The sequence below is a fragment of the Micromonospora jinlongensis genome (assembly GCF_013410645.1).
Taxonomy (GTDB): Bacteria; Actinomycetota; Actinomycetes; order Mycobacteriales; family Micromonosporaceae; genus Micromonospora; species Micromonospora zamorensis.
This window is the reverse complement of record NZ_JACCHK010000001.1, coordinates 1,360,694-1,379,920: the sequence shown is the minus strand read 5'-3', so window position 1 is coordinate 1,379,920 and position 19,227 is coordinate 1,360,694. Positions and strand designations below refer to the sequence as shown.

The following is a 19,227-nucleotide window of genomic DNA, read 5'->3' as shown; positions in this document are numbered from 1 at the left end:
CGGTACCGGCCAAGTGCTCACTCAGCCCATCACCGCACCACGTCGAACTGTGGACACCTCCGCTCCGTGTTTATGATCGACAACCCGGGAGGGGCACGGAAGCCTGGCCGCTCGGTGCGGCCTCAAGTAAGAGGTGAGGTGCGCGACGGTGAACCGCGAGGCGTACGCCTGCTGGGTGCGTGAGCCCGGCGCGGCCGAGATCCGGCCTGTCACGCTGCCCGCTCCGGGGCCCGACGAGGTGCTGGTCCGGGCCCGGTACTCGGGGGTCAGCCGGGGCACCGAGACGCTGGTCTTCGCCGGCCGGGTGCCCGCCGACCAGCACGCCGCCATGCGTGCGCCCTTTCAGGATGGTGACTTCCCCGGCCCGGTGAAGTACGGCTACCTCAGTGTCGGCGTGGTCGAGCAGGGCCCGCCGGACCTGCTCGGGCGCACGGTCTTCTGCCTGCACCCGCACCAGAGCGCGTACGTCGTGCCGGCCAGCGCCGTGGTGCCCGTGCCGGACGGGGTGCCTCCGGCCCGGGCGGTGCTCGCCGGCACGGTGGAGACCGCGGTCAACGCGCTGTGGGACGCGGCGCCGCTGGTCGGCGACCGGGTCACCGTCGTGGGTGCGGGCATGGTGGGCTGCTGTGTCGCCGCGCTGCTCGCCCGCTTTCCCGGCGTGCACGTCGAGCTGGTCGACACCGACGCCCGGCGGGCCGGGGTGGCCGGCGCGCTCGGCGTCGAGTTCGCCCAACCGGACGACGCGACCGGCGACCGGGACCTCGTGGTGCACGCCAGCGCCACCGGCGCCGGCCTGCAACGCTCGCTGGACCTGCTCGCGCCGGAGGGCACTGTCATCGAGCTGAGCTGGTACGGCGACCGCCAGGTGCAGGTGTCGCTGGGTGGGGCGTTCCACTCCGGCCGGCTGAGCGTACGCAGCAGTCAGGTCGGCATGGTCGCGCCCGCCCGGCGGGGACGGCGCAGCTACGCCGACCGGCTGGCGCTCGCCCTCGACCTGCTCGACGACCCGGCCTTCGACGCCCTGATCACCGGCGCGTCCCGGTTCGCGGAGCTGCCCGACGTTCTTGCCAGACTGAGCACGGGCGACCTGCCCGCGCTCTGCCACCTCATCACCTATGACGACGGGGAGTGACCGTGTTCAGCGTGACCGTTCGGGATCACATGATGATCGCCCACAGTTTCTCAGGCGACGTGTTCGGCCCGGCCCAGCGTCTGCACGGGGCCACCTTCGTGGTGGACGCGACGTTCCGTAGGCCCGACCTGGACGCCGACGGCATCGTGGTCGACATCGGCCTGGCCACCGAGCAGCTGCGGGCCGTGCTGGGCGAGCTGACCTACCGCAACCTCGACGACGAGCCGGCCTTCGCCGGGGTGAACACCACCACCGAGGTGTTGGCCCGCACCATCGCGGACCGGCTGGTCGAGCGGGTCCATGCCGGTGACCTGGGCGCGGGGGCACGCGACCTCACCGGCATCACCGTCACGCTGCACGAGTCGCACATCGCCTGGGCGAGCTACGAGCGGTCGCTGTGATCGATGCCGGTCGGACGGCGTCCACCGGCGGGTCGGACACGACCTTCCGTACGGTGCACGTCGTCCTGCCCGGTGACATCGACGACGTGGCCACTCCCAGCGGCGGCAACACGTACGACCGGCGCGTCTGCGCGGGGCTCGGCGAGCACGGCTGGTCGGTGCGCGAGCACCCGGTGCCCGGCGCGTGGCCGGACCCCGGCCCGGTCGACCGGGCGAACCTGGCCGAGCTGCTCGACGCCACGCCCGACGACGCCGTGGTGCTGCTCGACGGTCTGATCGCGTCGGCAGTGCCGGACCTGCTCGCCCCGCATGCCCGCCGGCTGCGCCTTGTCGTCCTCGTGCACCTGCCGTTCGACGACGAGGCGGAGGCCCGGGCGCTGACCACCGCCCGGGCCGTCGTCACCACCAGCGACTGGACCCGCCGTCACCTGGTGACGCGCCATCCGGCGCTCGCCGACCGGATTCGGGCGGCGCCTCCCGGGGTGCGCCCGGCACCGCCGGCGCACGGCTCGGTCACCGGCGACCGGCTGCTCTGCGTCGCGGCCGTCACCCACCACAAGGGGCACGACGTGCTGGTCGACGCGCTGTCCACGCTGGTCGGTCTGCGCTGGTCGATGGTGTGCGCGGGCACCCTGGTCCGGGAGCCGGACCTCGTGCGTCGGCTGCGGGAACGGCTCACCGGCGCCGGCCTCACGGAGCGGGTGCGACTTGCCGGTCCGCTGACCGGAGCGGCGCTGGACGCCGCGTACGCCGACGCCGACCTGCTGGTCCTGCCGTCGCGGGGCGAGACGTACGGAATGGTCGTCACCGAGGCGCTGGCGCGCGGCCTGCCGGTGCTGACCACCGAGGTCGGCGGGTTGCCGGAGGCGCTCGGCCACGCGCCCGGCGGTGACCGGCCGGGCCTGCTCGTCGCCCCGGACGACCCCGCCGCGCTGGCCAACGCGTTGACCCGCTGGCTGACCGACGACCCGCTGCGGGCCCGACTGCGGCGTGCCGCTCTGGCCCGGCGCGACACCCTGACCGACTGGCCGGTGACCACCGCGTTGCTGGCCGCCGCGCTGGAGGAGGTGGCGGGATGACCGTCGAGGAGACCCTGCCGTTCGCCGACTGGCTGCGACTGCGGGAGCCGGCCGACGCGGCGGCGCGTGCCGAGGACCTGCTGGACGCCGTTCGCCCCCGACTGGCCGGTGACGCCCCGACGGTGATCCACGACCTGGGCAGCGGCACCGGCTCGATGAGCCGCTGGGTGGCACCCCGCCTGCCCGGCCCGCAGCACTGGGTGCTGCATGACCGGGACGCCGACCTGCTGGCCCGCGCCGCCGAGGGCATGGCCGGGGTGACCGCCGCCGACGGCGCCCCGGTCACCGTGAGCACCCGCTGCGGTGACCTCACCCGGCTGAGCGCCGCCGACCTGGCCGATGCTTCCCTGTTCACAGCGTCCGCGCTGCTGGACATGCTCAGCGCCGACGAGATCGACCGGGTGGTGGCCGCCTGCGTGGGCCGGCCGACCCTCTTCGCCCTCTCGGTGACCGGGCGGGTCCGGTTCACCCCGGCCGACCCGCTGGACGCGGTGGTCGAGGCCGCGTTCAACGACCACCAACGGCGTACGGTCGGCGGCCGGCGGCTGCTCGGTCCGGACGCCGTCACCGCCACCGCCGCCGCGTTCGCCCGGCGGGGCGTGGAGGTGCGGGAACGGCCCAGCCCGTGGCGACTCGGCCCGGAGCACGCCGACCTGGCCGCCGAGTGGTTCCGGGGCTGGCTGGGCGCGGCCTGCGAGCAGCGTCCCGACCTGGCCACGCCGGCCGAGGCGTACGCCCGGCGTCGGCTGGCGGACGCGGCGGCCGGGCGGCTCACCGTCCTGGTCGAGCACAGTGACCTCCTCGCCGACGGATGAACCGTTCTCACCCTGGGTACGTGGACTAGGGCAAGTGGACGATCTTCAAGGGGAGGGCCGACGCCGATGTTCTGGGCCTGGGCACGAGTGGTCGGTGGGGTGGGTCTGCTCGCCGTCCTGTTGTGGCAGGTGGGCACCGGCCCGTTCCTCGCCGGGGTGCGGCTGATCGACGCGCCGGCGCTGGCTGCGGCGCTGGTCATCGGTGTGCTCACCACGGTCTGCGCGGCGTGGCGGTGGAGCCTGGTCGCCGGTGGCCTGGGCGTGCGGCTGCCGCTGGCGACCGCAGTGGCGCACTGCTACCGGGCCGTGTTCCTCAACGCCACCCTTCCCGGCGGGGTGCTCGGCGACGTGCACCGGGCGGTCCGCCACGGCCGGGACGCCGGTGACGTCAGCCGGGGCATCCGTGCGGTGGTCTGGGAGCGCACCGCCGGGCAGGTGGTGCTGGTCGGCGTCGCGCTGGTGGTGCTCGCGGCCTTCCCGTCCCCGGTGCGGCCGTACCTGCCCGTCGCCGCCGGGCTGCTGGTCGCGGGTGCGCTGGTCACCGTGCTGCTGGCCCGGGCCGTGCCGAACGCCGGCCCCTCGCGCTGGGCGCGGGCGATGCGCACCGCCGTGGCGGACGTGCGGTCCGGGCTGCTGGCCCGGCGCACCTGGCTCGGCGTGCTGATCGCCTCCGCGGTGATGGTCGCCGGTCACCTGGCCACCTTCCTGGTGGCGGCACGTACCGCCGGATCGGACGCCCCGCTGTCGCGACTGCTGCCGTTGACGCTGCTCGCCCTGCTCGCCATGGGCCTGCCGTTGAACGTCGCCGGCTTCGGCCCTCGCGAGGGGGTGGCCGCGTGGGTGTTCGGCGCGGCTGGCCTCAGCGCGGCCGAGGGCGTCGCCACCGCGACCGTCTACGGTGCACTGATCCTGGTCGCCAGCCTGCCCGGAGCCGCCGTGCTGCTGGCCCGGCGCAACCGAGTTCCGGCCGCCGCCCGGGAAGCCGCCCCCGTCGGCGGCTGTTGAGTCGGTTGTGAGACGTACGCGTCGCCGCGCGTCGGTGGCGCCGGACAGAGGAGTCCCATGCCCGAAGCATTGCCGGTCGCCACGATCCGCACGCAGGTCACGGTGCCATTGACGTTTCCCGACGGCTACTCCACGACGGTCCGGGTGTTCTCGTTCAAGGGCCTGGTGGACGGCCGGGAGCACCTCGCACTCGGTCTCGGCGACTGGGCGGGCGCGCTGGACCGGCTCGCCGCCGGGGGAGAGCCCCCGTTGGTCCGCCCGCACAGCGAGTGCCTGACCGGCGACGTGTTCGGCAGCCAACGCTGCGACTGCGGGCCGCAGTTGCGCGAGGCGGTGCAGCGGATCACCGAAGCCGGCGGTTTCCTGCTCTACCTGCGCCAGGAGGGTCGCGGCATCGGCCTGTACGCCAAACTCGACGCGTACGCGTTGCAGGACGCCGGGCTGGACACCTACCAGGCCAACGTGGCGTTGGGTCGGGGCGAGGACGAGCGGGACTACACCGCCGCCGCGCAGATGCTGGCCACGCTGGACGTGCCGCGGATCCGACTGCTCAGCAGCAACCCGGACAAGGCCGAGCAGCTGACGAGGCTGGGCGTGGACGTCGCCGAGCGGGTGCCCACCAGCGTGTTCCTCTCCCCGGCCAACGCCGACTACCTGGCGGCAAAGGCGGCCAAGGCGGCGGAGGCCGAGGCGGCGGAAGCGCTCACGAGTGGCACCTCCGACCGGGCTGGCCCCCGATGAGCTGCCGGCCGGAGCCCCCGCGACCGTACGTGCTGCTCAGTTGCGCGGCCTCGATCGACGGCTACATCGACGACGCCTCCGAGCAACGGTTGCTGCTGTCCAACGACGACGACCTGGACCGGGTCGACGGGGTCCGGGCCAGTTGCGACGCGATCCTGGTCGGCGCCGGCACCGTCCGCCGCGACGACCCGCGGCTGCTGGTGCGCTCGCCGAGTCGGCGGGCCGAGCGGGCCGCGTCCGGCCGACCCGAATCACCCACCAAGGTCACCCTGACCGCCCAGGGTGATCTCGATCCGACCGCCCGCTTCTTTACCGCCGGTGATTCGACCCGGCTCGTCTACTGCGCCACCGACGCGGTCGAGAAGACCCGGGAGCGCCTCGGTCGCCTGGCCACCGTCATCGACGCGGGCGAGCCGGTCGACCCTGGATGGCTGTTGACCGACCTGGCCGCGCGGGGCGTGCAGCGGCTGATGGTGGAGGGCGGCGGGACGGTGCACGCCCAGTTCCTCGCCGCCGGTCTCGCCGACGAGCTGCACCTGGTGGTCGCCCCGTTCTTCGTCGGCGACGGGCGGGCGCCCCGGTTCGTCGGCGAGGGTCGCTTCCCCTGGCACCCGGGCCGCCGCGCCCGGCTGGCCGAGGCCCGCCAGATCGGCGACGTGGTCCTGCTCCGCTACGCCCTCTCCGCGCGCTGCACCGACGTCCCGCCGGATTCGGCTGCTGATGACGCGGGCGGGTCCACGCACAGCGGCTGAATATCTGCTCGACCCAGGGCTCGGGCAGCGACAGAATCCTCGGATGTCCGTAACGTCCATTGCCCTCCTGCGCTGGCAGTTCGACCTGACGTGGGCGCTGTTCGAGTACCACCTCGAACGACTCGAAGCCGACGACTTCCTCTGGGAGCCGGCCCCGCACTGCTGGTCCGTCCGGCGAAGCGCCGAGGGCACCTGGACCCCGGACTGGGCCGACACCGAGCCCGACCCGATTCCGGTTCCGACGATCGGCTGGCTGACGTGGCACGTCGGCTGGTGGTGGACCGTCACCATGGATCATCTTCGAGGCCGATCACCGCGCGAGCGCGCAGACGTCGCATGGCCAGGCGCGGGCGAGCCGACCGTCAGCTGGCTGCGAGGGCTGCGCACCGAGTGGGTGGCTCTGCTCGACAGTCTCACCGGGGCCGACCTCGACAGCGTCGCCACGTTCCCGTGGCAGAACGAGACCGACCACACGGTCACGCACACGGTCGGCTGGGTCAACTCCGAGTTGATGAAGAACGTCGCAGAGATCGGCCAGCTCCGGCTGATGCGCGCGGCACAGACGATCTGATCGCCGGGTTTGCCCTCGTTGCCGCAGAGGATGACGGGAGGCCGATCGCTGCGGTTGTACGGGTCGTTCCCCGCGGTGACCGTCGGCCACCGCTCTCGGGGCGGGTGGGGTGATGAGCGATATGCCTCAGAGGTATGAATATGACTCTGAGGTATATCGCTGTTCGGTAGGTCGACCTGGTCGGCCGGCCGAGCGCACGCGGCGGCCGTCACGGCGCGCAGCCCCGACACCGACCTCGACACCTGGTTCCAGATCGGCTTGCGGTGGCTGCTCGACGGCCCGGCCTGCCTCGATAGGGTGGCCGGTGTGCCGCGACTCGTGCAGATCGCCCCGGACAACGTCGAAGCCGCATGCCGGGTGAGTGTGCGGCCGGACCAGGAAAAGTTCTCGTCCCCGGTCGCCTGGTCCCTCGCGGAGGCGTACGCGCAGCCCGAGGTCGCGTGGCCACGTCTGATCGTCGAGGGTGACGACATCGTCGGCTTCCTGATGGGCTTCTTCGACATCGTGTGGGACCCGGCCCGACCGGACGACCTGCGCTCGGGCCTGTGGCGGCTGAACATCGCCGCCGAGCACCAGGGCCGCGGGTACGGCCGCTTCGCGGTGGACGCCGTCCGTGCGGAAGCTCGCGGACGAGGGCACGACCGCGTCTTCACGACGTGGCATCCGGGTGCGGACGGCCCGGAGCAGTTCTACCTGAAGCTCGGCTTCCGCCCCACCGGGGAGAGCAGCGAAGGGGAGGTCGTCGGCGAACGTTCCACGCACTGAGCGGACGATCCCGACCGTCCCCTGACCGAGTGATCAGCACGGCGGCGGGGCCTGCGTACGATGCGGGGTCGAGTTCCCCTCGTCGCCGCGGAGGTATCGGGCAGATGGCAGGCCAGCACGAGGGTTTCGCCCTCGGCGTCGACCTTGGTACGTCCAACACGGTCGCGGTGCTGCGCTGGCCCGACGGGCGCACCCGCCCGCTGTTGATGGACGGTCAACCGCTCAGTCCCTCCGCTGTGTACGCCGCCCCGGACGGCACCCTGCACACCGGGTGGGACGCCCGGCGGTTGGCGCAGGCGGACCCGGCCCGGTTCGAGGCGAACCCGAAGCGCCGGGTGGACGAGCCGACCATTGTGCTCGGCGACCGCTCGTACCCGCCGGCCGACCTGCTCGCCGCGGTGCTGGCGTCGGTCGCGCGGGCCGCGGTGGGCACCGTCGGCTTCCTGCCCCCGGCCGTTCTCACCTGCCCGGCCGCCTGGGACGCGACGCGACGGCAGGTGCTCGCCGACGCCCTGCTGCTGGCGGGGTGGCCGCAGGTGGCCGAGCACACCCTGGCCGGGCCGACGCCGCCGGGCACCCGGCTGCTGCGGGAGCCGGTGGCCGCCGCCCGCTACTACACGCAGGTGCTGCATCGCCCGGTGCCGGTCGGCGGCGCGATCGCGGTGTTCGACTTCGGTGGCGGCACGCTCGACGTCGCGGTGCTGCGCAACGAGGGCGCCGACCCGTGGGGTGACTCCGGCTTCAGCGTGGTCGCCGACGGTGGCCTGCCCGACCTGGGCGGTCTGGACCTCGACGCCGCCCTGGTGCGGCGCGTCGGTGAGCTGGTCGGTGAACGGCACGCCGCGCAGTGGGCCCGGCTGACCCGGCCCGCCGACCCGGCGCAGCGCCGCGACCAGGTGCGGCTCTGGGACGAGGTACGGGGTGCGAAGGAGACGTTGTCCCGCTCCACTGTCGCGCCGGTCGCCGTGCCCGGGGTGGCCGAGACGGTCCAGCTGACCCGGGCGGACGTCGAGCGGGCGGCCACGCCGTTGCTGCGTCGGGCGGTGGAGCGGGCCCGGGAGGTGATCGCCGCGGCCGGTCTCAGCCCCGATCAGCTCGCCGGGCTGTTCCTCGTCGGCGGCTCGTCGCGGATCCCGCTGGTGGCCCGGATGCTGCACGCCGAGCTGGGGGTCGCCCCGACCGTGCTGGACCAGCCGGAGCTGCCGGTGGCCGAGGGCGCGCTGACCGACCTGCCGCTGCGCAAGCCGCTGCCCGCCCCGGCGTACGCGGGACCACCGCCCGCACCGGGCCCTGTGAGCCCGCCCGCACCTAGCCCCGTGAGCCCACCTCCCGCGCCGGCCGGAGCCGCCGCGCCGGTCGTACCGTCGCAGCCCTGGCCGGGGTCGACCCCGCCGGAGGGCCCGCCTCCCGGGCCGGGTTGGGCCGGAGCGGTCCCGAACCCGCCGGCGGGTGGGCCGCGCTGGCGGCGGGCGCGCTGGGTGGTGCTCGGCGCGGTGCTGGCCCTGGTCGGGGTGGGTGCCGCGGCGACGATCTACCTGACCCGTGACCGCTACCCCGATCTGGAGTTCGGGTCGCTGCGTGAACTGTCCCGGCCTCCGGCCGGGACCGAGCGGCCGGCCGGCATGTGGACGGCGATGCTCGGTGACCGGGCCTACCTCGGGTTCCCGCTGCCGGACGACCGGCTGGAGGTGGTGGCCGTCGACGCCGGCACCGGCGACGAGCTGTGGCGGAAGCAGACCGACGCGCGGGCCGACGACTGGGAGGCGATCATCGCCGTCCCGGGGGCGGTCGCGGTCCTCGCCGACGCGCCGGGCGACAGCACCCCGCGCCCGCTGGCCGTGCTCGACGCGCGTACGGGCGCACAGCGCTGGCAGCGGGCGGTCCGTGGTGACGACACCGTCCACTTCGCCGACGACACGGCGGTGGTCGTGGACCGGACCGCGGCCCAACTGGTCGGCCTGCGCCTGAGCAACGGCACCCAGAAGTGGACCCAGGCCAACCCCCGCGACCAGTACGACGGCAGCCGCACCGTGGTCCGGCCGGTGGGCACCGCGAAGGCGGCGGGCGGGCCGGCCTTCCTCGACGGCACGCCCCGCAACTCGTGGACGGGCAAGGGGCGGCGGCTCATCCAGGTCGGCGCGGACCGGTCGGTGCGGCTGCTCGACATGGCGTCCGGCAAGGTGCTGCGCCGGTGGGGCAGCGTCGCCGACCTGGACGACCTGGTGTTCGCGCACGAGGACCGCCTGTACGTGGCCGCCAACGACGGCGGGTACCAGCTGCTCTCGTACGACCTGGGTTCCGACGCGGCGCCAGTGGTGCTGCACCGGGCGGGCAACGACGACTACCGCCCGAAGGGGCTGGTGGCCTGCGGCGAGCGGCGGGCCTGCCTGTTGCAGGTGCCGAACAACGACGTCGCTCGCACCGAGGTGGTGGCGGCGACCGAGGGGGAACCCTCGATCCACTGGTCGGCGCCGGGCGTGACCGACCTGGTCCCGTTGGGTGAGCAGGTGCTCGCCCAACGGGAGTACCCGGACCCGACCGTCACCCTCTTCGACGCCGCCGGCAAGCCGGTGCTGTCCGACCGGGGCGGTGTGGCGGTCCGGCTGGACGAGGGCAACCTGCTGGTCTTCGCCAAGGCGCCCAGCGTGGTCGCGGACAACCGCGTACTGGCCGGTGTGTGGGCCGAGTCCGGTGAGGTGGACGAGTTGGGCGAGCTGAAGAACGTCCGCAGCGCGTCCTGTTCCTGGAACACCCACGTGATCGCGTGCGGCGCGGAGAAGGACTTCGTGCTCTACCGCTTCGCCGAAGACTGACCGAACGTCAGGCGCGCACGATGGTCGTGCCGTCGACGCGGACCGGGATCTCCGTCAGGCCCTTCGTGGCGGGGCCGCCCAGTCGGGCACCGTCGCCGGGGGAGAAGGTCGAGTTGTGCGCGGGGCAGGTGATCACCCCGTCGCGGGGTGCGCCGACCCGGACGCCCTGGTGCGGGCAGGTCGCGTCGTAGGCCTTGAAGGAGCCGGCTTCCGGCTGGACGACCAGCACGCCCTCGGCGACCGTGCCGCCACCGACCGGAACGTCCCCGGTGCGGGCCAGCACGGTGCCGGGCGCAGCGGACGCCGGACCGCCAGTCGCGCTGTCACCGGCGCCGCAGGCGCTCAGCAGCCCGGCGGCACCGAGAGCGCCCGCCCCGGTCAGCAGACCGCGCCGGCTCAGGCACCAGCGGTTGTCGCGCAGGAACTCCTGTCCGTCGTACACCGTCGTCACCTCTCCGTCGGCGGACCGGGACCGCCGTCGCCCGGTTGCTCGCCGGTTCAGCCTGCCGCACCCGGCTGAACGCGCGATGCGTCCCCGCTGAGCGGTGGCTGGGTGCGGTTGGTGGCCGAGGAGCCGGCTCGTACGATGCTCCGGTGAATCTTCGGGGTACGGTCCGCGCCGATCGTCCGCTGGTGGTGCTCGCCGTCGGGGAGGAGGCCCGCTACCTGCCACCCGACCTGCCGGTGCTGCTCACCGGCATGGGCAAGGTGAACGCCGCCAGCGCGGTGGCCGCGGTGCTGGCCGCCGGGCCACGACCCCGCCTGCTGCTCAACCTGGGCACGGCCGGGGCGTTGCGCCCCGGGTTGGCCGGCATCCACGAGGTCGCCACCGTCCTCCAGCACGACCTGGACACCGACCTGCTGCGCACGCTCACCGGCGAGACCTACGGGGCACCGCTGTCGCTGGCCACCGAGGGCGCGGTGCTGGCCACCGGTGACACGTTCGTGGCCGACGACGCCGCCCGGGACCGGCTGGCGCAGCGCGCCGACCTGGTCGACATGGAGGGGTACGCGGTGGCGTGGGCCGCCGCGCAGGCCGGTGTGCCGTGCCGGGTGGTCAAGCAGGTCAGCGACGAGGCGGGCGAGGGCGCGGCGCGGACCTGGAAGGAGTCGGTGGACGCGTGTGCCCGGGATCTCGCCGAGTGGGCCGGCCGACACATCGCCTGACCGGCGGAGATCAGTCGTCGGATCGCCGCATCCGCAGGCCCGGTGTGGTCTCCCGGACGGCTCCGGGGCTCAGGACGTGACCGGCGAGCCCGAGCGCCACGACCGCGGTGACCAGCACCGGCGGCCACTTTCCTGCCCACGGCAGCGCCAGCAGCGGCAGGGGCAGCCAGAACATTCGCCGCCACGGCACGACCATGGATATCAGCAGGGTGAACAGGATGCGGCCGATCACGAACAGCGCCGGGCCGCCCATGATCAATATGAGCCACCCCACCGGCGTCGTGCCGGTCGGCCGGGTGACGACCAAATCGAACGAGGCCGCCGTGCCGACCACGCCGACCAGCATCACCAGGTGGGTGTACGGAGCCAACCGGGCTGGCCGGCCCGACTTCGGCCCGGCCCCGGCCTCCAGCAACTCGCCGGCCCGGAAGACGTAGACCTGCCAGAGCAGCAGCATCATGGCGAACGCGCCGAACAGTGCGGTGACCCGCAGCCCGGCCAGCTCGCCCTTGCTGACCTGCAGAGTGGGCACCAGGATGATGTCGCCGAGGGCCAGGATGACGAACTGCTGGTACCGCTCACCCAGGTGCCCGGTGGTGCGCTCGTACTGGTCGAGAGGCACCCGACCCACCCGGGGAGTCGGGTAGCGGGCCGCCGCGGAGACCAGGTCGATCGTGATGGCGATGGTCCAGAGGCCCCAGTTCACCGTGCCGGACACCGCGCCGGTGATCCAGAAGACGCCGGACACCACGAACCAGAACAGGAACCGGATGGCCCGGATCATGGCCGATCGGTGTCGTTGCCGGTGCAACGACGTGACCAGGACGATGCCGCGAATCACGTGCGTGCCGACGTAGGAGATCGCGAAGACCATCGCGTGCCCGTCGGAGACCATCGGCAACGACGCCGCCATCCCCACCGACCCGACCATGGCGACCATCAGGATGAGCTGGATCGGGCGCTGCTGCGGGTCGTAGAACTCGGTCGTGGTGGAGGTGACCGACCAGGTCCACCAGATCGCCGTCAGCATCAGCAGCACCATCGCGCCGCCGGACCAGGAGTGGTGTCCCGCGAGCAGCGTCGAGGTCAGCGCGAGCGAGGCCACGAAGACCACGTCGAAGAGCAACTCCAGCAGCGTGGCCCGGGTCGACCCGTCCGGGCGGCGTACCAGTGCCGCGGTGCCTCCGGTGGTCATGCCCGGCCTCCCGCCGTCTCCCGAGGATTATCGGCGGCGTCGGCGCGACCCGTCCCCGGATCGGCGATTCTCGCGGATCGGGGAAGAGGACGGCCGCAGGTTGCCACCGCGTCGGACGCCGGGCGATGCTGAACGACATCCACCTATCTCGATCTCTGCGGAGGCTTGGATGCGCCGCTCCCCGCTCGTCGCCCTCGTCCTGACCGTCCTCCTGCTCGTCGCACCCGGCGCGGCACAGGCCTCCGTCCCCGACCGGGCCGCCGCGCCCGCCGCCGACCCGGCGGCCATGCTGGCCGGGGTACGCACCGCCGGCACCGCCTGGGGCCTCGACCCCGCCACCGGCCGGATGACCCTCACCGTCGACGACACCGTGACCCCCGCCGAGCTGAGGGCGCTGCGGGCAACGGCCGACCGGGCCGGCGCGCTGCTGCGCCGCGAACCCGGAACCCTGCGCACCCTGATCGCCGCCGGGCAGGGCATCTACGGTGGCGGCGCTCGCTGCTCGCTCGGCGCCAACGTGCGCAACGGCAGCACCTACTACGTGGTCACCGCCGGGCACTGCACCACCACCGCCAGCACCTGGTACGCCGACAGCGCCCAGACCACCGTGCTGGGCACCCGCACCGCCACCAGCTTCCCCGGCAACGACTACGGGCTGATCCGCTACACCGGGCGGATCGCGCATCCCAGCGCCGTCTACACCTACCCCGGGCTGCTGACCATCTACGGCCCCGGCAACGCGTACGTCGGTCAGGCGGTGTGTCGCAGCGGTGTGACCACCGGGGTGCGGTGCGGCACCGTCACCGGTCTGAACCAGACCGTCAACTACTCCACCGGCGTGATCTACGGCCTGATCCGCACCAACATCTGCGCCGAGCCGGGGGACAGCGGCGGACCGCTCTACGCGGCCTCCACCGGCACCATCCTCGGCATCCTCTCCGGCGGCAGCGGCAACTGCACCTCCGGTGGCACCACCTACTACCAGCCGATCGCGGAGGTGCTGGCCGCGTACGGGCTGACGTTGCCCTGACCCTCGGCGCCGGGTTGCCCGGCTCACGCGGGACACCATAGGCTCGGCGGCGCCCAGGACTCTCGCCGCGAGGACGTGTGCGCCCATGCCGACCGACCACCGACCTGACCTGGCGTCCGTTCCGGACGGCTCCCCGCTGGTCGAGGTGGTCGCGGTCGGCGAGACGATGGTGGTGCTCTGCCCCGCGCCGGGTGAGCCGCTGGAGCACGCCGATCGTGTCGCCGTCTCGGTGGGCGGCGCGGAGTCCAACGTGGCCGGTTACCTGGCCCGACTGGGGCACCGGGCGACCTGGGTCAGCCGGGTCGGCGACGACCCCTTCGGCCGGGCCGTCGTCCGGCACGTCGCCGCCGCCGGCGTCCGGGTCGACCAGGTCGTCGTGGACCCGGCCGCCCCCACCGGTCTGTACGTCAAGGACCCGGGCCCGGAGGGCACCGCCGTGCACTACTACCGGGCCGGGTCGGCGGCCTCCCGGATGGCCCCGGAGACGCTGGCCGACCCGGGGCTGGCCGGCGCCCGGGTGCTGCACCTGTCCGGCATCACCCCGGCGCTCTCCGCGTCCTGCCGGGCGCTGGTCGAGCACGCGGCGACCGCCCGCCCGCTGGCGGGGTCGCTGGTCAGCTTCGACGTCAACCACCGGGCCCGGCTGTGGCCCGCCGAGCAGGCCGCGCCGGTGCTGCGTGACCTCGCCAACCGCTGCGACCTGGTCTTCGTGGGCCAGGACGAGGCGGAAACGCTGTGGGGCACCACCGACCCGCTGGCCGTACGCCGGCTGTTGCCCGATCCGGAGACGGTGGTGGTCAAGGACGGCGCGGTCGGTGCCACCGCGATGTCCCGCGACGCCGAGCCGGTCTTCGTGCCCGCTCCCCGGGTGGCCGTGGTGGAGCCGGTCGGCGCCGGCGACGCGTTCGCCGCCGGCTACCTCGCCGGGCTGCTGCGCGACCTGGATCCCGTGCGGCGGTTGCGCCTCGGCCACCTGGTCGCGGCGCAGGCGTTGACCAGCAGCGGCGACAACGCCCCGGTCCCGCCGTGGGCCTGGTTCGAGAGGCTGCTCGCCGCCCCCGACGAGGCCTGGTCGCCGCTCGACCTGACCGGCGCGCCAGCGCGGGTCTGAGTCGTCGGTTCCCGATCGGGCCAGCAGCCAACAGACTCACCGCGATCTCGGATGGAGTGGACCATGACCACAGCGGATTTCGACCACATCTTCGGCGGCGCCCGGGTGATGGCCATCCTCCGCGGCCTGCCGGTCGCCGAGACGGTCCGGCTCGCCGAGCGGGCCTGGGACCTCGGCATCGACGTGGTGGAGGTTCCGGTGGCCACCGCCGAGGCGGTGCCGGCTCTGCGCGCCGCCGTCCAGGCGGGCACCGAGCGCGGGCGGATCGTCGGCGCGGGCACCGTGCTCGACGTCGAGCAGGTCGCCGCCTCGGCCGACGCGGGTGCCGCGTTCACCGTCGCGCCCGGCCTGGACCTCGCGGTCGCCGACGCCGCCGCCGCGCGTGGCCTGCCGCACCTGCCCGGCGTGGCCACCCCCACCGAGGCCCAGCAGGCGCTGCGGCACGGCCTCACCTGGCTCAAGGCGTTTCCCGCGATCTCTCTCGGGCCCGCCTGGTTCAAGGCCGTCGCCGGTCCGCTGCCGCAGCTGCGGTTCGTCGCGACCGGCGGCCTGGACGCGGGCAACGCCGGCGCGTTCCTGCAGGCCGGCGTGCGGGTGGTGGCGGTCGGTTCCGCCCTGTCCGACCCGGAGCAGCTGGACCGGTTGGCAGAGCTGACCACCCTCGGCGTGCCCGCGAGGTGAGCCGGCAGCCGGTTGGTCAGTCGTGCTCCTCGGCGAGCTGATTCCAGTCGGTGATCACCGGCAGCAGCTCCCCGGACAGCCAGGCGGGGCTCTGGTCGTCGTGGTGTGCGTCGCCGGGCACCCCGCAGGTGCCCAGCGGGACCACCCAACGGCTGTCCTCGCGTCGGGCCAGGTCCCAGACGAAGCGCGCCGCCGGCCCCCGGAAGCACCAGTGGGTGACCCCGGGCACGCTGGAGGTGGCCAGCACACAGTCGTGGTCGCCGTCGAGTCGAGGGCCCGGCCCCGCGTCCGGGTGGGGCAACGCCCGCCACGCCGCCAGCCGGTGCAGATCCCCCCAGCGCACCGGGCCTTCCGCCGCGCCGGCGACCTCCTCGGCCGCCGCACGCACCAGCGCGGCCACGTCCACGCCGGGCAGCGGCACCGCGCCGAGCAGGTGCTCCAGCGCGTAACCGACGCGCGGCGTCAGCGCCAACCAGGGCGCGAACACCTCCGGGTACGCGGGCGGCTCGGCCAACGCCGCCAGCGCCGGATGGGCGGCGAGCCGACGTACGACAGCGGCCCGCAGGATGGCGAACTGCGCCGCGTCGGTGCTGTCGGCGGCCATCCGGCGATCCCAGCCCAGCAGCCGTTCGCGCAGCGCGGTGGCGGCCGGGCCGAGCCCGGTCAGACCTTCCAGCACGGTCAGCAGCGGCCCGGCCGCGCCCAGGTACGTGTCGGTGTGCACAGTGGCCAGCTCGTCGGCCGTCCAGCCGGAACGGGCGTCGAGCAGCTCGGCGATCCGGTGCGCCCGGTGCGGCGGGGCGAACTCGACCCCGAGCGGTGCCGCCAACCCTCGTTCGTTGGCCATCACCGCCCGGCCGACCACCGTGGCCCGGGGCATCGGCGCGTACCAGCCCTGCCACGCGTGCTCGACGTCCCACGCGGGGACCACCCGTCGACAGTTGTCCGGATGCCGTACCGGCACCGCCCCGGCGACCCGGTGCAACAGCCCGCCGCCGGTGTCCGCGGCCTGCACCACGTTGACCGGCTCCACCCAGTGCCGCAGCGCGTGGTCCACATCGGTCACGGTGCGGGCACTCAGCAACTCCGGCAGCGTCGCGAAGCCCAGCTCCGCGCGGACCCGGGGCGGATAGCGCAGGCTGATGGCCGTCCCGTCGTCCGGCCCACCGACGATCACCGGACCCCGGTCGGTCTCCACCACCTCGACCTCGACCGGGTCCGCCCCGGCCACCTCGATCGTCTCCAGGTGGGAGTGCGCGGCCCGCCAACCGTCCGGGCCGAGCGCCTGCACCTGTTCGCCGTCCCGCCGCAGCCGCTCGGCGTACAGGTCCTGGTAGTCGGCCATCGCGTTGGTGATCGCCCAGGCCACCGCCCCGGTGTGCCCGAAGTGCGCGATGCCCGGCACACCGGGCACCGCCAACCCGACCACGTCGTACTCCGGGCAGGCCAGCCGGATCTGCTGGTAGACGCCCGGATCCTCGAAGAACCGGTGCGGATCCCCGGCGAGCAGCGCCGCGCCGGTGCCGGTGCGTTCGGCGGCGAGCAACCAACCGTTGCTGCCGGCGACGGACGGCCCGTCGGTCGCGAACACGTCGACCGCCTCCGGGCCGAACTGCTGCGCCACGTGCTCCCGCCAGAACTTGCCGGGGAAGCCCGCGAACAGGATGTGGTGGCCCAACCAGACCCCGAGCGGCGTCCACGGCTCCCACCGGCCCGGTGTCAGCCCGGTGGCGGCGAACTCCGGCGCGCGGGCCGCCCCGGCGGCGAGACCGTCGTTGACCCCGGCCACGTACGCGCCCACCCACTCGGCGGTCGCCGGGTCGAGCGCCGCGTGGCAGCGGCGAGCCGTGTCGTCGAGCCGGACCTGCCGGGCGAACCGGTCCCAGGCGAGCGCGTCGACGCCGAGGAAGGCGGCACTGGTGCCCTGGGCGCGGTGCCGCTCCACCTCGATCTGCCAGGCCCGGTCGTACGCGGTCACCCGACCCTGCGCCGCCACCAACGCGAGCGGGTCGCCGGCACGCAGGTGCGGCACGCCCCACGGGTCACGGAAACGCCGGGCGTCGCCGCGTTCGTTCACGCCGGTTCCGGGGCGAGGGTGGTGGCGCGACGCCGGGCCGCCGGCACGACCAGCGGGGTGCCGGTCTCCGGGTCGTCGATGACCCGGCAGGGCAGCCCGAACACCTCCGCCACCAGGTCGGCGGTGACCACCGACGACGGCTCCCCGGCGGCCACCACACGCCCGTCGCGCATGGCGATCAGGTGCGTGGCGTAGCGGGCCGCGTGGTTCAGGTCGTGCAGCACCGCGACCAGCGTGCGCCCCTGCTCCTCGTGCAACCGGGCGCAGAGGTCCAGGATCTCGATCTGGTGGGCGATGTCGAGGTACGTGGTGGGTTCGTCGAGCAGCAGCAGCGGGGTCTGCTGGGCCAACGCCATGGCGATCCACACCCGCTGCCGTTGCCCGCCGGACAGCTCGTCCACCGACCGGTCGGCGAGGTCGTCGACACCGGTCGCGGCCATCGACTCCTCGACCACCCGTTCGTCCTCGCGCGACCACTGCCGCAGCAGCCCCTGGTGGGGATAGCGGCCCCGGGCGACCAACTCGGCGGCGGTGATCCCGTCCGGCGCGATCGACGACTGGGGGAGCAGGCCGAGCGTGCGGGCCACCTTGCGGGCCGGCAGATCGTGGATGTCCCGCCCGTCCAGCAGCACGGTGCCGGCGCTCGGGCGCAGCATCCGGGACAGCGCGCGCAGCAGCGTCGACTTGCCGCACGCGTTCGGCCCGATGATCACCGTGAACGAGTTGTCGGGTACCGCGACGGTCAGGTTCTCGGTGATGGTGCGCTGGTCGTAGGCGAGGGTCAGCGCGGTGCCGCCGAGCCGGGAACTGCCGGGGTGCATGGGTGCTCCTTCGAGGGCGTCGCGGGTGTTCACAGCCGGCCCGCCCGGCGTTCCATCGCCAGCAGCCAGACCAGATAGCCGCCGCCGATCACTCCGGTCACCACGCCGACCGGAAGCTGGTGCCCGGGAAACGCGCGCTGGGCCACCAGGTCGGCGCCGACCAGCAGCGCCGCACCGACGGCCATCGACGGCAGCAGGTTCGGGCCGGGCGCCCGGGTCAGCCGCTTCGTCACGTGCGGCGCGACCAGCGCCACGAACGACACCGGCCCGGCGGCGGCCGCCGCGAACGAGACCAGCAGCACCGCCGCCGCGAGCAGCACCAGGCGCAGCCGGCGCACCGGCACGCCCAGGGCACTGGCCGTGTCGTCACCCAACTCCATCATCCGCAGCGCCGTGCCGCATCCGATGAGCACCACGGGCGCCAGCACGACCAGGACGACGAGCAGCGGCCCGGCGTTGGCCCAGCCCCGCCCGTCCAGGCTGCCGGTGAGCCAGAGCACCGCGCGGGCGGCGTCCATCAGCGGCGCCCGGGTCAGCAGGTAGCCGTTGACGCCGGTCAGGATCGCGGAGATGCCGATGCCGACCAGGATGAGCCGGAACCCGTGCACCCCGCGTCGCCAGGCGAGCGCGTAGATCACCAGGCCGGTGGCGAGGCCACCGACGACCGCGGCGCCGGCCAGCGCCAGGCTGCTGCCGCCGATGACGATCACGACCAGCGCGCCGGCCGACGCGCCCTGGGTGAAGCCGAGGATGTCCGGGCTGCCCAGCGGGTTGCGGACCAGCGACTGGAACACCGTGCCGGCCAGCGACAGCGCCGCCCCGACCAACAGGGCGGTGACCAGTCGGGGCAGTCGCAGCTCGTGCACGATGAACTGCTCCGCCGGCGTGCCGCCGCCCACGAGGGTGCGCAGCACGTCGGTCGGGCCCATCGGATAGTCACCACTGCCCAGGGCGACCAGGCCCAACCCGGCCGCGAGCAGGGCCGCGCCGAGACCGATGGCCATCGCGCGGGGACGGAACCGCACCGACAACCCACCCGGCGTACGAAGAACAGTCACGCGATCGCTCCGC

Annotated in this window: 19 protein-coding genes; 14 read left to right on the top strand and 5 right to left on the bottom strand. The window is 74.0% G+C overall.

From position 1 onward, the window contains the following. Nucleotides 1-148: 148 nt before the first annotated feature. The 10 genes from HNR22_RS05855 to HNR22_RS05810 all read left to right on the top strand — a co-directional run bounded on the left by HNR22_RS05855 (nucleotide 149) and on the right by HNR22_RS05810 (nucleotide 10,074). Nucleotides 149-1,132, top strand: a complete 984-nt coding sequence (locus HNR22_RS05855; protein WP_179779432.1) for an MDR/zinc-dependent alcohol dehydrogenase-like family protein — start codon at nucleotides 149-151, stop codon at nucleotides 1,130-1,132. A gap of 2 nt (nucleotides 1,133-1,134) precedes the next feature. Then, nucleotides 1,135-1,533: a 6-carboxytetrahydropterin synthase gene (locus tag HNR22_RS05850; RefSeq protein ID WP_179779431.1), complete on the top strand. Its 399-nt coding sequence runs from the start codon at nucleotides 1,135-1,137 to the stop codon at nucleotides 1,531-1,533. After that, complete coding sequence (locus tag HNR22_RS05845; protein ID WP_425488092.1) at nucleotides 1,533-2,612, top strand: glycosyltransferase family 4 protein; 1,080 nt, start codon at nucleotides 1,533-1,535, stop codon at nucleotides 2,610-2,612. The genes HNR22_RS05850 and HNR22_RS05845 overlap by 1 nt, the downstream gene beginning before the upstream one ends. After that, complete coding sequence (locus HNR22_RS05840) at nucleotides 2,609-3,427, top strand: small ribosomal subunit Rsm22 family protein (protein ID WP_179779430.1); 819 nt, start codon at nucleotides 2,609-2,611, stop codon at nucleotides 3,425-3,427. The genes HNR22_RS05845 and HNR22_RS05840 overlap by 4 nt, the downstream gene beginning before the upstream one ends. A gap of 66 nt (nucleotides 3,428-3,493) precedes the next feature. Further along, nucleotides 3,494-4,432: a lysylphosphatidylglycerol synthase transmembrane domain-containing protein gene (locus HNR22_RS05835; RefSeq protein ID WP_179779429.1), complete on the top strand. Its 939-nt coding sequence runs from the start codon at nucleotides 3,494-3,496 to the stop codon at nucleotides 4,430-4,432. A gap of 57 nt (nucleotides 4,433-4,489) precedes the next feature. Beyond that, nucleotides 4,490-5,173 carry a GTP cyclohydrolase II gene (locus HNR22_RS05830; protein ID WP_141909708.1) on the top strand — a complete coding sequence of 228 codons (684 nt, stop codon included), beginning with the start codon at nucleotides 4,490-4,492 and terminating at the stop codon, nucleotides 5,171-5,173. Next, the gene (locus HNR22_RS05825) at nucleotides 5,170-5,925 is read left to right on the top strand and encodes a RibD family protein (RefSeq protein ID WP_179779428.1); all 756 of its coding nucleotides are present in this window, start codon (nucleotides 5,170-5,172) and stop codon (nucleotides 5,923-5,925) included. The genes HNR22_RS05830 and HNR22_RS05825 overlap by 4 nt, the downstream gene beginning before the upstream one ends. Nucleotides 5,926-5,968: 43 nt before the next feature. Then, nucleotides 5,969-6,496 (top strand): DinB family protein, encoded by a 528-nt coding sequence (locus tag HNR22_RS05820; protein WP_179779427.1) that lies wholly within the window; start codon nucleotides 5,969-5,971, stop codon nucleotides 6,494-6,496. A 306-nt stretch (nucleotides 6,497-6,802) separates the two neighbouring features. Further along, entirely contained in the window at nucleotides 6,803-7,261 is a 459-nt protein-coding gene (locus HNR22_RS05815; protein ID WP_179779426.1) for a GNAT family N-acetyltransferase, read from the top strand. Nucleotides 7,262-7,365: 104 nt separating this feature from the next. Further along, entirely contained in the window at nucleotides 7,366-10,074 is a 2,709-nt protein-coding gene (locus tag HNR22_RS05810; protein ID WP_179779425.1) for an Hsp70 family protein, read from the top strand. Between the two features lie 7 nt (nucleotides 10,075-10,081). Here HNR22_RS05810 and HNR22_RS05805 read toward each other — a convergent pair whose 3' ends face one another. Continuing rightward, nucleotides 10,082-10,516, bottom strand: a complete 435-nt coding sequence (locus tag HNR22_RS05805; protein ID WP_343059698.1) for a Rieske (2Fe-2S) protein — start codon at nucleotides 10,514-10,516, stop codon at nucleotides 10,082-10,084. A 152-nt stretch (nucleotides 10,517-10,668) separates the two neighbouring features. On the opposite strand from HNR22_RS05805, the gene HNR22_RS05800 reads away from it, so the two are divergent. Continuing rightward, the gene (locus tag HNR22_RS05800; protein WP_179779424.1) at nucleotides 10,669-11,241 is read left to right on the top strand and encodes a nucleosidase; all 573 of its coding nucleotides are present in this window, start codon (nucleotides 10,669-10,671) and stop codon (nucleotides 11,239-11,241) included. Nucleotides 11,242-11,251: 10 nt separating this feature from the next. Here the strand turns inward: HNR22_RS05800 and HNR22_RS05795 are convergent, their stop codons facing one another. After that, nucleotides 11,252-12,436: a low temperature requirement protein A gene (locus tag HNR22_RS05795; RefSeq protein ID WP_179779423.1), complete on the bottom strand. Its 1,185-nt coding sequence runs from the start codon at nucleotides 12,434-12,436 to the stop codon at nucleotides 11,252-11,254. Nucleotides 12,437-12,605: 169 nt separating this feature from the next. Here HNR22_RS05795 and HNR22_RS05790 point away from each other — a divergent pair, with 169 nt between their 5' ends. The 3 genes from HNR22_RS05790 to HNR22_RS05780 all read left to right on the top strand — a co-directional run bounded on the left by HNR22_RS05790 (nucleotide 12,606) and on the right by HNR22_RS05780 (nucleotide 15,258). Then, nucleotides 12,606-13,466: a S1 family peptidase gene (locus HNR22_RS05790; protein ID WP_179779422.1), complete on the top strand. Its 861-nt coding sequence runs from the start codon at nucleotides 12,606-12,608 to the stop codon at nucleotides 13,464-13,466. Between the two features lie 85 nt (nucleotides 13,467-13,551). Continuing rightward, entirely contained in the window at nucleotides 13,552-14,577 is a 1,026-nt protein-coding gene (locus HNR22_RS05785; protein WP_179779421.1) for a sugar kinase, read from the top strand. Between the two features lie 63 nt (nucleotides 14,578-14,640). Next, complete coding sequence (locus HNR22_RS05780) at nucleotides 14,641-15,258, top strand: bifunctional 4-hydroxy-2-oxoglutarate aldolase/2-dehydro-3-deoxy-phosphogluconate aldolase (protein WP_179779420.1); 618 nt, start codon at nucleotides 14,641-14,643, stop codon at nucleotides 15,256-15,258. Between the two features lie 16 nt (nucleotides 15,259-15,274). Here HNR22_RS05780 and HNR22_RS05775 read toward each other — a convergent pair whose 3' ends face one another. The 3 genes from HNR22_RS05775 to HNR22_RS05765 are packed head-to-tail and all read right to left on the bottom strand — an operon-like array spanning nucleotide 15,275 to nucleotide 19,214. After that, nucleotides 15,275-17,335 carry a penicillin acylase family protein gene (locus HNR22_RS05775; protein ID WP_179779419.1) on the bottom strand — a complete coding sequence of 687 codons (2,061 nt, stop codon included), beginning with the start codon at nucleotides 17,333-17,335 and terminating at the stop codon, nucleotides 15,275-15,277. Continuing rightward, entirely contained in the window at nucleotides 17,332-18,156 is an 825-nt protein-coding gene (locus tag HNR22_RS05770) for an ABC transporter ATP-binding protein (protein WP_141909701.1), read from the bottom strand. Before HNR22_RS05770 ends, HNR22_RS05775 begins: the two co-directional genes overlap by 4 nt. Nucleotides 18,157-18,185: 29 nt before the next feature. Next, nucleotides 18,186-19,214, bottom strand: a complete 1,029-nt coding sequence (locus HNR22_RS05765) for an iron chelate uptake ABC transporter family permease subunit (protein ID WP_179779418.1) — start codon at nucleotides 19,212-19,214, stop codon at nucleotides 18,186-18,188. Between the last annotated feature and the right edge of the window lie 13 nt (nucleotides 19,215-19,227).